We start from the raw sequence: 13315 nt of genomic DNA on the forward strand, positions 1-13315 counted from the left end.
TAAGGAGAGTTTGTTGTCTTGGAATACCGCATAGGTGAAATAAGTAATCCAATCTCCTAGATTTACGTAGGTGGATGTTGGATTCAGTTTTATTTCCAAAGGGAGGTGGCGATGCCCAAATATAAAGTAATCGTAATGTTGTTGTTCCAATTTTCGTCTGCAATAATGTACCAGCCACTCGTTTTCCTCCCCTAGAAATTGTACGTCCTCATCGCCAGAAATCATCTTGTTCTTAACGGATAGGTATTGTGCCAACTTTACGCCCAAATCTGGATGCAGCCAGTTGTACAACCACTTGGACAAGGGGTTGGTAAATACCTTTTTCATGCGCTTATAACCTTTGTCTCCTGGTCCCAAGCCGTCTCCATGACCTATTAGGCATACCTTGTTGTTTATGGAAAATACCTGAGGTTTATGAAATACCGGTATATTCAGCTCCTCTTCAAAATAGCCGTTCATCCAAAGGTCGTGGTTGCCTACAAAATAATAAATGGGGATGCCTGCATCCGAAATTTCCGCTAGTTTGCCCAGAGTGCGTGTAAAACCTCTTGGAACCACCGTCTTATATTCGAACCAAAAATCGAATAGATCGCCCAATAAAAATATAGCGGCGGCATCTTTTTTAACCTCGTCCAACCATGCCACCAATTTTTTTTCCCTCGGGAAACTCAATTGGGGAGTAGGGGCACCTAGGTGATGATCGCTGGAAAAGTATACTTTCTTGCCTTCTGGGACTGTAATGGACTTCATCTAGGGATCTTTAATTGTCCGACGCGTACCATTCTGCAAAGGAAGAATCGGTTTCCTGCAGTCTAAGGGAAAATAGTTGGATGTTCTCTGGCAACCTTCCTTTAATCTTCTCGGCAAAGTGGATTACCATATTCTCACTGGTAGGTTGGTAATCGGCCAAAATAACGTTGTGTCCCCTATTGGTGAGTTCCTCAGCCAATTCTACATGGGGGGTGTTTTTGTTGAAAACGGTCGCGTGATCATATTTGTCCACCACTTCTTCCATCACTATTTTTTTTAGGTCACCAAAATCAATGACCATACCCAGCTTAACATGGGAGGTATCGGTAATAGGGGTTCCAATGACCGTTACGGAAAGTTTATAACTATGTCCGTGTACGTTCTTGCATTTGCCATCATAGCCGTATAGGGCGTGCCCTGTCTCAAAATTAAACTGTTTGGTAATACGAATTTTACTCATAACTGTAGTTTGCGCTACAAAGGTAACCCATTCCTGTTAATTAAGGAGCTTTAAGTATAGGCTGTGTCCAAGCCAACTCGTATTTCATATTTTCTATAGGATTTTCCTGGGGTTTGTCTGAGGTGATTTTTGCACGTACAAAGAGGAGGTCTTTTGGAAATTCAAATCGCGCTTTTGCGGCGTCCACAGATAGGAGTTCCCTTGTTTCTGTCTCCCCCTTCAGGCAGCCGATAAAAGAAATGGTGTAGTCTACCCCAGGCTCTGCAGCTACTGCAATGGTGAGAGCGTCATCGCTATGGTCCAAACTTGCGAGGGTAACACCGGTGCTGGCATAAAAATCACCCTTTTCCATGGCATGGATTAAGGAGGGGGCAGACAGGGTATCGGCCTGGACCATTACCCAGCCTCTTCCAGCATTGCTCCATTTATGCCCTTTTCTATGGTAGTTATGTGAATCGTCTGTGGCCAATCCGTACATCAGGGGTTTGTTATTGGCGATATAGGAGATGTTGATAAGGTCCCACATATCTTCGGTGGAAATGTGAAGGGAATCGCCTAAATTATGTACCATGGGATGTCCGTTATATACTTCAAAAAACTGTTCTCCTTCAAGGGCTATCATGTCCTCTAAAGTAATACTGTAAAAAAAGTTGGGGTGATTAATGTGGGGCATAATGGGGGCTCCTGTTTCCCGACGCTGCTTTAAAATCTGGTTCAAATTGTTCTGCATGGTTTCTAGGACGCTATTGCCGCCCTGAGGATCTATTTTTTCTTGTATGTTTGTGGCATTAATATGCACATGCTTGTCCTCAAATCTATCCGTGATTTCTTCGGATTGGATTACCAAAAACTCCCCCTCTTTCTCAAATAGCTTACGGTATTCCTCGTAGGTTTTTAGTCGGACTAAGGTATTGGTCGACTCCTTTTTGGTTTCTGCCCATTCTTCCCCATAAATGGTCAAGTAGTTATTATAGCTTTTTTGAAAAAGGGAATCGCTACGCACTGGTATCCATTTTTCCTCCATGGCAATGGTATTGTGGTCCGATAAGGCTATAAATTGATAGTTATTGGATTTGTACCAATGTAGGATTGGTTCGGGGAACTCGTCCCCATCGCTCCAAAAGGAATGGGTGTGAAGATTACCCTTATACCATGCTTTCCCTTCTTTGTGTTTTGTAGGACGAGGTTGTTCTTTGCAAGCTGATAGCACTAACAACATCACTATGGTCAGGGAGGTAAGGGGGTTTTTCATGGGTGGTTGGCTTATGCTAAGAAAGATAATAAATCTATCTCAATTTGGAGGTATGGGGTTGAAAATGATGAGGTTGTTCGTGAACGAATCATTTTTCTTTTTTATGTTTCCCTCATTTTCGTGGCTATAGATGCTCTCCATAGCTTCATGGGCATTATTGGGAAAATAGTCACGGGCCGTATGCTCATAGGAAATAAAAATGCCCGTCTACTAGCGTGGTAAACGGGCATTTCCTTTTTAAAACAGCTACCCCCCTTCATTACTGCCTCGTTTGGCTATGGAGAGAGCTGTGTATGCTATTTGGCTTCTTGTTTGCTCAATAAAAAATAACCTACGAAGGCTCCAATGATGGAGGCCACAAAGATGCCTATTTTGGCTTGTACCAGATAGGTTTCACTTGTAAACGCCAAGGAGGTAATAAACAAGGACATGGTGAATCCAATAGAGGCCAAGAACCCAAGCCCGAATAAGTTTCTAATAGTCATCCCAGTAGGAAGGGGGGCTACCTTAAGTTTTACAAGCAAGAGCGTAAACCCTACTACCCCAACGATCTTCCCTACTACAAGGCCAAGGGCTATCCCTAGTGCAATATTGGTGCTTAACAATTGCTCCATATCAATGGCTACGGAAACACCTGCATTGGCCAAAGCAAAAACAGGGATAATGAAAAAGGTAACAAAAGGATGCATTCCGTGTTCCAAGCGTTGTAGCGGCGGAATTATCTTTTTGGTATCGTCCTTTAGATTATCCAGGATGTGTATTTGCTCACTGGTTAAGGTGGGGATATTATGGTCTGGGTCGGCAGATTTAAATTTTGCAAGGTAATTTTGGATTTTTACTATATAGGTGTTTTCCTTGATGCTCATATCCGCAGGAATGGTAAATGCGGCTAGAACGGAAGCAATGGTCGCATGAACACCAGATAGCAAAAAGGCGGTCCAAACTCCCACGATTCCTAAGATGGCATAAAATAGAATGTTTCTAATCCCCATTTTATTCCCGATAAACATAATAAAGACACATCCTAAACCAATGGAAAGGCTTAGTATGGAAATATCTGAAGTGTAGAAAAATGCAATTACTAAAACAGCTATTAAATCGTCTATAATGGCCAAAGCGGTTAAAAACACCTTTAAGGATAATGGAATTTTATCACCTAAGAGGTAGAGCACGCCAAGGGCAAAGGCAATGTCCGTTGCCATTGGAATACCCCAACCATTGCTGGCTTCACCAGTAGGGTTTAATAGGATATAGATAATAGCGGGAATCATTACACCTCCAAGGGCACCACCAATGGGGAGTAGGGCATTTCTAGGATTGGATAGTTCCCCTCCTACAATCTCTCGCTTTAGTTCCAAACCAAGCACAAAAAAGAAAACCGCCATTAGCCCGTCATTGATCCAATGGAGTAGACTATAATTGAGAAAAGATTCCCCGTTGAATTGAAAGCCTAGTTTCTGTTCAAAAAAACTGAAGTAATATTCGGATAAGGGTGAATTTGCTAAAATCATGGCAATTATCACGCTAATTCCTAGAACAATTCCTCCAGATTTTTGTTGATGCATAAAAGTTTGAATGGGTTTGGTAACCCTGTCAATGGGGTAAGTTTTTTCTCCTGTCATAATTTTCTTTTCATTTTTACATGTAGCTTTACAAAACTACATTTTTAAAATTATCAGGTGCATTTTTGCCGAAAATTTTCAATACAAAAATTATCGGTCAAATCCATGAAATTTTATAGGAGATTTAAAGTGGTTATAGGATTGATAGTCAGGTCTGTATAGGGAGTCCGCAGTCTTAAGGTGCTTGCTGAAAGTATGCATTCTACTTTAAATAGTCCGTGAAAATTCATGAGTTGCCGTGCTTAGGCCTATCTGCCTTGATAATATTTTGATAGGTGAAAAACTAAAGAAACATGTTTGGTAACTCGGGAACCCTAAATCCAAAACCTACACTCCATGGTGTGCAATACCATGTGCTTATCGTAATTCCCCTAAGCAGCTATTTAGGAAACGATGGGCTCCGCGCACTGCGAACCCTTTAGATAAACTACCTTTTGTATTTACTCCTATTGTTGAGTCTATTTACAAAATACATCACAAGAACAAGTAGGGCAAGAAGCGGAAATACCAGGTCTCCATTAAGAAAAGCTATTATATCCATGACTATTTATCGGACTTATAAAACGAATAAAATCACTACTTATTGTTTTTTTACAAAATAAGCTACAATGGCCGAGGTAACTACCCCCATGGTTAAAGCGCCAAAAAAGGCTTGTAGCATATAACTCCCTAGGCTAAAGTACCCCTCTGCAATCTCCCTGTTCATTTTTTTGGTTTCTACGGAGTATTCAATAATGTTGTTAAAATAATCGGGAGAGATAACGGTACTGCTGATGTATTGGGTAAGCGGACTAAAGAGTGCGATGATGATAGTCATGGTTACCCCGGCGGTAAAGCCTTGTTTCCAGCTCATTTTACCTTCGTAGTCGTTGTTTCTCTTATCTAATAGGGCCAATACGTAAATAGTAATGGCTACTAGGGCAAATAAGTTGGTGTAAATAGCGTGTTTAGCAATATGTACATCGTGCAGTCCCACGTACTTTTCTAAAATCATCCAGGCCAGAACGGCTAGAAGAAACCTAATGGCCCATTTAAACTCGAGGCGGATTTTACTCATTTTTTATTTTTTAAATTTTTGAAGTACAGTTTTGGTGTGTTCGGACAGGGCTAAAGTTCCGGTCATTTCTGCCCGTTCTATTAATAGGGTCTCCCATTGGTTGGTGCCTTCCCAAAGTATCTTACGCCATTCTTCCAAGGCTTCGGGATTGTATTTTGCCAGGTTTTCCGTGAATAGCATTATTTCACGGTCCATAGAGGCAGTGGTATTAAAAATCTTGGAAAACAGGCCTTTTTCCTGTGCCCAATAGGCATTTTTCCATTCGGTGGGTGCCAAGGAAAGCTCGGACAAAGCTGCTACCCCTATTTTACGTTGTACTGCTGGAGCAATGACTAGAGGAGCAATTCCAATGGTGAGCTCGGATAAACGTATAGCGGCTGCTTCCGCGGCAAATACATAATCGCAGGCTGCAATAATTCCCAGTCCGCCACCCACGGTTTTCCCCTGGATTCTGCCCACAATTACTTTTTTACAACGTCTCATGGCGTTTATAATATTGGCGAACCCACTAAAGAACACCTTGCCCTCGGCCGCAGTGCTTACCTGTGTAAGCTGATTAAAGGATGCGCCAGCACAAAAGGTGCCATCGCCCTCCGATTTTAAGATAATAACCCGGACACTGGGATCTTCGGAACACTCATCAAAAGCTTTTGTGAGTCTATCCATAAGCTCCAATACAAAGGAGTTGCTGGCCGGGTGGCCAAATTCTACCGTTGCAATGCCGTTGTCTATCTTAACGTATAAACTGCCGTTTGTTCTAGTTGTACCCATTGTCCTATAAATTTGAGAAATAATCCCCCCTATGGCCCGCTCTGGACCCGTATTGGTTATTTGTGGATTATGTTTTTAAGGAAACGTTCCTTAATGGTTCACCCAAAATTAAACGTTTTGTAGTAGCGGGCGAAACTTTTGCCTAAATTTCCAGACCAAAGCCCCACCACGTATCAACATCCAAATAGTAAAGGCTGCCCATATCCCATAAATTCCCCACCCTAAATATTTTCCAAGGTACAATAGCGGAATAAAGGCCAAAAAAGATGCTACTAGTAAAACGTTTCTCAAGTATTTCATTTCGCCAAGCCCTTTAAATAAGCCATCAAAGACAAAAGCAATCATATTTAAGGGCATACTGAGTATCAAAATAAAGAAAATAGCGTAGAAGGTTTCCAAGACCGCTGGGTCATTAGAAAAGACACGTCCAATAGGGTAATAAAATAGAAAACCAAGGGTTACTAATCCCAGGCTTACGACCAGGCCGTAGGTGGTTATCTTCTTTGCCAAGAGCCATAGACCGTTGTAATTCCTAGCGCCTAGGAGTTTTCCACCCATTATATTACCTGCGGCTCCGTATCCATCAATGAAAAAGGCCGAGAACAACCAAAGGTTTATCGCGATGGTATGTGCTCCAATATACCTATCTCCCAAGGAGGTAGCTTCCCTTACGGCGAGAATCATAGCGGCATTCAGTGCCAGTGCACGTACAAATAGGTTTAAACTCATTACTACGAGTCGGCCTAATTCTGGGTGAATTGGCAATCTAAGGGCCAAGCTGATATCGGTTTTGGTAATCAAAAGAACAAAGGCCATGATGGCCATCACCCCTTGGGCCATAAGGCTGGCCCAAGCAGCGCCTTCCAAATACATAGGAGATATATAACCCTCAATACCATACACCAAAATGATGTCTAATACAATATTTAAAACTGCCCCTGTAATGGCAATCAGCATGGGGTAATAGGTGTTTTGTAGACCGCGAAATATACCCATTACCGCAAATACGAAGAGGGTTAGGGGGAAGCCCCAAACGCGTATGGAATAGTAAGCGATACATAGCTCTAGAATTTTGCCTGTTGCATTCATCAGGACAAAAATTTCTTCCACTATAAAAATGGTGGAAAGAAGAACAAGAATACTCATGGATATATTTAAAAATATCGCTTGGGCAGGGAGGGCCAAAATCTTATCTTTTTTGTCTGCACCCACATATTGGGAGATAATGGCCGAAATGGCACTTCTTGTCTGGCCCAACACCCAAATAAGCATGGACAGGAAAGATCCAACAATACCTGTTGCAGCAAGGGATTCCATCCCGAATTCGGGAATGTTTCCTACGATTGCGGTATCTGTAATAGACAGTACGGGTTCTGCAATGCCTGCAATGGTGGCGGGTATGGCCAACTTATTAATCGACCTTAAATTTATTCCGGTATTCAATGGATCAACTTTTACAGTATTAGTTCGTAGCAAAGAAAAGGGTATTTGCTCTGTTTCGGAAAAAAGATGTGGCCCACTTTCTGGTAGCCTCTATTTTTATAAAAGGTATTGTTGCCTTCGTTTTTGCTAAAGGTGTCCAACCGCACCGAGACGGCCCTATTGGTGCGGGCATATTCCTCCGCATACTCCATGAGCAGTTTTCCATATCCTTTCTTCTGATGCTGGGGATGTACTGCCAAACGGTGTATGTAGTAATTGTGCTGGTTAGGAGTAGTCCAAGAGACGGAATAATACTCTGGATCCATAAAGGTAGAAATTACAATAGTCCCTATTATTTCTTGGTCAGTCTTTAAGAGGTAAAGTTCACCCCTACTTATATCCTTCTCAAATTTTTCTTGGGAAGGGTAACTTTCGTTCCATTGATAAATACCCACTTCTACCAAGGCCTTGGCACAGGCGGCAGTAAGCTTAAGAATTTCGGGGATGTCAGACTCCTTTGCCAAACAAATCATTCGCTAGCTTATTTAATAATTGGGCAAATTTATGGTTTTAAAGCTAGTAGAGATAGCTATTGTAGCGGCATATTTTGGTTGGACCATAGATTAAATGTAGCGAAAATTAAAGAGAATTAGTGAATAGAGGAGGATATTGGGTGTACCTGCTGTTTATAAGCATTGGTTTTGCGGGTATTTGTTAAAAAGAAGGATCTATTTGTTAAATAGCTGAAATTGTATTTTGAAAATGCAATAAAAAGTATTTTCTTTGCACCGTTCTATGGGGGATTAGCTCAGCTGGCTAGAGCGCTTGCATGGCATGCAAGAGGTCATCGGTTCGACTCCGATATTCTCCACCAAATAGATAAAAAAGGCTTCCAAAATAAATGGAGGCCTTTTTTTATTTTCTTTACTTGTGGGTATGGATAGGTGTATAATCCACGCTTAGCTTAAAGACTTTTTCGCAAAAAAAGAAATAAGTATTCCTGGAATGGACAAAGCGATTGCCAAATAAACCAAGCTCATGGGAGAATAAATTCCTAGTAATAGTCCTGCTGCAGAAGATGCGATCATAATGGAAAAGTTAAATACGGAAGACTGCACAGAAGTGGCAACGTCTTTAGCGGTTTCTACCTGTCTACTTACTGCAGCCTGAAGCAAGGTTACCAATGGACCAAAAGAAACACCCCATAAAAAGAAAGCAACATGTCCCACACCTGTTGTGCTACCGAATAGTAGAAAAATACCCATAGAGATAATCAGCAACCCAAACATCGCAATGGTTAAGAGCCTTAAGTATTTATCGGTATATTTTATAGCCAATAGAACAGAAAGCAAAGAACCTATTCCAAAAAATAACAAGGCGCTTTCCACTCCTCCTGCTAACTTAATTTCATCAACCAGACTTGTGATATACACATACACCCCATAATGTGCAATTACCCCAAGTAGGGTGAGTAGTAGTACAATTAAAACCGCTGGTATTTTCAATAGTGCAAAAGGCGATGAGCTTTTAGTGAGTTTCTCTCCTGGAATGGAGGGTAGTACAAAGAAACTGATTATGGCAATGGCAATAATCACGCCTCCAAGTCCAATAAACTCTGTTCGCCACCCGTAATCATTACCAATAGCTGTCATTATAGGCATCCCTATGCTAATCCCCAGGGTAGTTCCCGCCATAATTACTGCGATAGCCTTTCCGTGATGTTGTTCATCTACTAAACGCATCCCATAAGCAGCAATCATTGGCCACATCACCCCGGCGCAAATTCCCCCTAGTACCCTAAGAATACCAATTATGGTATAGTTGTGAACAAGTCCGGCCACAATATTGGAAACAGCGAACCCGCCTAGCAAAATTAGTAACAGGTATTTTCGGTTAACCTGCATGGTCATAGAAATAAGCGGAATCGCAAAAATAGCAGAAGCTATGGCGTAGTAACCCACTAAGTTTCCTGTTTGTACCTCGCTAATATTTAAATCGGTCATCATCTGTGGGAGCACCCCCGAAGGCAACAATTCTGATAGGATTCCGACAAAAGTGACGGAAGACATCAAAATCATCATCAACCACGGAAAAACACTTTTAGTTTGTGCAGAAATACTTTGTTTGCTCATAGTTTTGTAAATATATGATGAAAGTGACCGTGGCCTTAAAGTTATTTATGCAATAACTAAAACAGCCACGGCCACAGTCTTTTTTACGTGCTAATAATTTAGATGAAAATTAATTTATAGGCTCAAAGGAATATCGTATTCCACTTCTTTACGGCGGAAAAGGAATTCTCCATTACGTACAGATGCTAAAACATCTACTCTTTTACGGATAGCTTCATAAACAGAGCTTTCATTTAATACGATGAAGTTTGCTTGCTTTCCTACCTCTAAACCATATTGGTCTTGAATGTTTAAACAACGAGCTCCATTATAGGTAATTAGATTAAAATTAGTTGCTACTTCTTCCGGAGACATAATTTGAGCTAGGTGGATTCCGTTATCCAGGATATTCATCATATTACCACTACCCATAGGATACCAAGGATCGTTGATGGAGTCTTGTGCGAAAGCAACATTAATCCCTAAATCTAAGAACTCTTTCACCCTAGTGAGTCCGCGACGTTTTGGATAGGTGTCTTGTCTACCTTGTAGATAGGCATTTTCCGTGGGACAGGAGATAAAATTCATCTTGCTCTTTTGAAACAAATCCATCATTCTAAAGGCATAGGAATTATCTGCTGATCCAAAGGAACAGGTATGGCTGGCAGTGGTTCTACTTCCGTAGTCTTCCATGAGAACAAGGGCATTTAAAAGCTCCACAAAACGCGAATGTGGATCATCGGTTTCATCGCAGTGAACATCTATAAGTTTATCGTATTTTAAAGCAAGTTCAACGATGTCGTGAACAGATTTTTCTCCAAACTCCCTAGCAGGTTCGTAATGGGGAATTCCGCCCACAGCATCTGCCCCCATTTTAAGAGCTTCTTCCACTAAATCGCGTCCGCCTTTATACATGTACATTCCTTCTTGTGGAAAGGCTACGATTTGTATGTCTACGATATCTTTTAATTCCTCTTTCAATTCCAGCATCGCTTTCAATGCCGTGAAGTTTGGGTCCGTAACATCTATGTGGGTACGGATGTGCTGTACCCCTTGGGAGACCTCATCCTTTATTCCTTTAAGGGCAAGCCTTTTCACGCTTTCTACGGTCAGTGTTTCTTTAAATTTAGGCCATAGTTTAATAGCTTCAAACAAGGTTCCAGAACCGGCCCCTTCTTGTCCAAGCTCAGATAAGGTATATACGTAGTCTAAATGCAAATGCGGATCTACATATGGGGGTAGCACAAGCTTTCCACGGAGGTCTATTTCCTCTTCGCATTGGGGTAAATTAGTTCCAATCTGAAGGATTTTTCCATTTTCTACAATCATTTCGCTTGCTGCATCGTTGCGGTAAAACTTCGCATTGAAAAACTTTTTTTTCATCATAGATTAATTTTTAAAATTTATATATCTCATTGGGAATTACAAGTTATCCCAATGAATGTTGGTCCACCCAATATGGATAGAACTGCGATCCTCGAAGTTGTAATTTTTTGCAATAAAGTGACCATAGGCCCTAAGATATGCCACATATAAAGGGAGCCATTGAATACTTATTGTCCTATAGGAGGAATGTAGGGGGTCTTGTTGATAATTGGCACCTAGACCACCCAATAGGTGTTTCTGAAAAACGGAAGTGAAATTTCTTGTTTGACACAAAAATAGGGTAATGTTTGTGATTTCGGAAGCACCTCTGACCTGGCAAAAGGAATGTTGGCCAAGATTTAACTAATTTGTAGCGATTTTAAGAATTCTATTAAGGATTTGGAGATTGGTTAAAGGCTTAGATGCTTCTTGGGAGAGAAGGATTGTGGCAAAGCTTAGCTAGAGAAGTGCCAAAACAGGAATAGTTTTAGAGTTTTGTTCTACGGACTTGCACATTGTTAAACGCGAAATCACGTGGATTGTGCTTCCTTAGCTTTAAAAAACAACAACCTTAAACCTATATGCCTCGTATATGGGATTTCCTATTATTTATCGTGATCCAAGTAAATTGGAAATAGGGGGTTGAAGTTAAAGTCATAGATTAACGAGGTTTCTACACTCTTCACATAATCTTTGGTTACGTGGTCCATAATAAAATCCCTTAAATGGTCTTTGTCCCTGGCCGCGATGTAAAGTAAGAAGTCACTGTAGCCAGCCATGTGATAAATGCTTACCACTTCGGGTAATTTCTTCATGGAGCTCTTGAAGTCCTCTACCACTTCTTTGGTGTATTTCGTTAATTTTATAGATACCATAGCTTCAATATTGGTACCCAGTTTAGAAGAGTCAATAAACGCATGGAACCCAAAAAACATTTTATTTCGCTCCAATTTCCGCATTCTTTCGGAGCAGGTAGACTCTGCAATACCAACTTCAGCGGCAATTTGCTTATTAGATAGCCTTGCGTTCTTCTGTAAAAGCTTAATAATAAGCTCATCTATTTCATCTAATTCGGTGTTGCTGCCTTTTCTCCGAATACTATTCATGATAAGTGGGTGTATGTTGCTTTTCTTTACCTTGCGCCGCTATATTACGAATTTAAATTCAATTCAATACGCTATGGTGAACAATATTAGGAGAAGAATTAAGGAGTTAAAGGAAATTAGCTGGCACTACGATGCTGATATAATCAATTCATTAACCAAAAATATTTCGGATGCAGACTCAAAGCATATACTGTTACAGTACGCTAACGAGTTAGACCTGGCTACCTCCTTATGGAATTCCTTTATTGAAGAGGTACAAGAATCGGATATTAGCAGGTATTTGTCAGACTTAACACATCTTTCGGTGAATACGGTGGAAGAATCCAGGCTCATCCTCATCTTAAGAACTGCTATGGCCATAAAGAGAGGTTTGTTGGATACGGTCCCCAATGAGCTTGTTGTGCGCGGGGTGATGGATTTGTTAAGGGCGAATGGCAAGCGAACCAAGGTGTTTTATTTTTCCGATACCATAAAAGATGGGGATATAGCGAAATCCAAAATCAGGGATCACTATGAAATTATAAATGAAAAATATGGGGCTTTTGTTCAAGTAGTAGACTACATAGGCTCTACGCCGGGCAGAAGCCTGCAAACAGGGAGTCAGGTACTCGATTTATTAGGTAGTAGGGCCGAGTTGGAGTCGGATTATCACGAAAATACCATATGTAGATCGGTAAATGTTTTTGTAAATAACGCCAGTAGGGCTAAGTTTGCAGGCGAAGAAAAATCGAAGGGGTCAAATTGTCTTTGGGCAAGGGTGCGGGATCCTAAAACCAATGCCTTGCACAACATCATAGGTGTTGATAACGAGGTGTTTATGCCGTTCAGGGAGTATATTGAGGAATTGTATGTAATAAATGGCGTCCCAGATCACAATATGTTAAGTGATCTAAGTAAGGGAACACAATTTAGGTCGCTTAAACATTTTATCATTCCACAGGCACTTTCTGCAATTACAAGAGGCGGATGCCCTCCAGGATTTGCAGTAACAAAGGTGGCGGTGAATGATCAGATTCCTGGTTTGGAAATAGGGCCGGATGAAGTGATTATTGTAAACCCAGACCATTATTACAATGGTAAATCGCTCTCTAAATATGCGAGTGGAATGTTTGGAATAGCGGAATACCTTGGAGTGGAATTAGATACTGAAGTGAAAGCAGAGTTTTTCCATCCAGATACGAATGAGCTTATGGATACTAGAACGCTTATCATTACTGATCACCTTGGAAAGCATGGGGGTAGGGATACCATCACGAATGGTTCTAGTAGGGGGTTAAATGGTTTTATTCTTCCAGAAGTTGGGCGGTCATGGGATAAATCCAGTTTTAATGATTATGCATTCTATATAAAGGAGATGCCAATAGGGACAAGAGTAAAATTTTCGAGGGTATAAAGCCGA

Annotated in this window: 12 protein-coding genes and 1 tRNA gene; 2 read left to right on the plus strand and 11 right to left on the minus strand. The window is 41.0% G+C overall.

From position 1 onward, the window contains the following. The 8 genes from F1E73_RS12220 to F1E73_RS12255 form a co-directional block, all read right to left on the minus strand. Positions 1–750 (minus strand): UDP-2,3-diacylglucosamine diphosphatase (locus tag F1E73_RS12220; RefSeq protein ID WP_191089016.1); only part of this gene is annotated, 750 nt, incomplete at its 3' end. Positions 751–760: 10 nt separating this feature from the next. Beyond that, the gene (locus tag F1E73_RS12225) at positions 761–1210 is read right to left on the minus strand and encodes a 6-pyruvoyl trahydropterin synthase family protein (protein WP_086475669.1); all 450 of its coding nucleotides are present in this window, start codon (positions 1208–1210) and stop codon (positions 761–763) included. Between the two features lie 40 nt (positions 1211–1250). Continuing rightward, the gene (locus F1E73_RS12230; protein ID WP_150452057.1) at positions 1251–2462 is read right to left on the minus strand and encodes a CehA/McbA family metallohydrolase domain-containing protein; all 1212 of its coding nucleotides are present in this window, start codon (positions 2460–2462) and stop codon (positions 1251–1253) included. 296 nt (positions 2463–2758) lie between these two features. Then, positions 2759–4084 (minus strand): Na+/H+ antiporter NhaA, encoded by a 1326-nt coding sequence (gene nhaA, locus F1E73_RS12235; protein ID WP_086475672.1) that lies wholly within the window; start codon positions 4082–4084, stop codon positions 2759–2761. A 580-nt stretch (positions 4085–4664) separates the two neighbouring features. Next, positions 4665–5141 carry a DUF4199 domain-containing protein gene (locus tag F1E73_RS12240; RefSeq protein ID WP_086475673.1) on the minus strand — a complete coding sequence of 159 codons (477 nt, stop codon included), beginning with the start codon at positions 5139–5141 and terminating at the stop codon, positions 4665–4667. Positions 5142–5144: 3 nt separating this feature from the next. Then, positions 5145–5912 (minus strand): enoyl-CoA hydratase/isomerase family protein, encoded by a 768-nt coding sequence (locus F1E73_RS12245; protein ID WP_086475674.1) that lies wholly within the window; start codon positions 5910–5912, stop codon positions 5145–5147. Between the two features lie 108 nt (positions 5913–6020). Next, positions 6021–7388 (minus strand): MATE family efflux transporter, encoded by a 1368-nt coding sequence (locus tag F1E73_RS12250; protein ID WP_394349920.1) that lies wholly within the window; start codon positions 7386–7388, stop codon positions 6021–6023. Further along, positions 7367–7867, minus strand: coding sequence for a GNAT family N-acetyltransferase (locus F1E73_RS12255; protein ID WP_150452058.1), 501 nt, complete (start codon positions 7865–7867; stop codon positions 7367–7369). The genes F1E73_RS12250 and F1E73_RS12255 overlap by 22 nt, the downstream gene beginning before the upstream one ends. Before the next feature lie 264 nt (positions 7868–8131). Between F1E73_RS12255 and F1E73_RS12260 the strand changes: the two genes are divergently transcribed. Beyond that, positions 8132–8208: transfer RNA gene (locus F1E73_RS12260), tRNA-Ala, on the plus strand. 85 nt (positions 8209–8293) lie between these two features. On the opposite strand, the gene F1E73_RS12265 is transcribed toward F1E73_RS12260, so the two are convergent. The 3 genes from F1E73_RS12265 to F1E73_RS12275 form a co-directional block, all read right to left on the minus strand. Continuing rightward, a complete protein-coding gene (locus tag F1E73_RS12265; protein WP_150452059.1) occupies positions 8294–9466 on the minus strand; it encodes an MFS transporter in 1173 nt (390 codons plus the stop codon). 114 nt (positions 9467–9580) lie between these two features. Next, positions 9581–10831, minus strand: coding sequence for an amidohydrolase family protein (locus F1E73_RS12270; RefSeq protein WP_223883422.1), 1251 nt, complete (start codon positions 10829–10831; stop codon positions 9581–9583). Positions 10832–11415: 584 nt separating this feature from the next. Next, entirely contained in the window at positions 11416–11916 is a 501-nt protein-coding gene (locus tag F1E73_RS12275) for an Lrp/AsnC family transcriptional regulator (protein ID WP_086475679.1), read from the minus strand. A gap of 73 nt (positions 11917–11989) precedes the next feature. Between F1E73_RS12275 and F1E73_RS12280 the strand changes: the two genes are divergently transcribed. Further along, complete coding sequence (locus F1E73_RS12280; protein ID WP_150452060.1) at positions 11990–13309, plus strand: hypothetical protein; 1320 nt, start codon at positions 11990–11992, stop codon at positions 13307–13309. Positions 13310–13315: the final 6 nt, after the last annotated feature.

Origin of the sequence: Arenibacter lacus (genome assembly GCF_008711145.1) — a bacterium.
Taxonomy (GTDB): Bacteria; Bacteroidota; Bacteroidia; order Flavobacteriales; family Flavobacteriaceae; genus Arenibacter; species Arenibacter amylolyticus.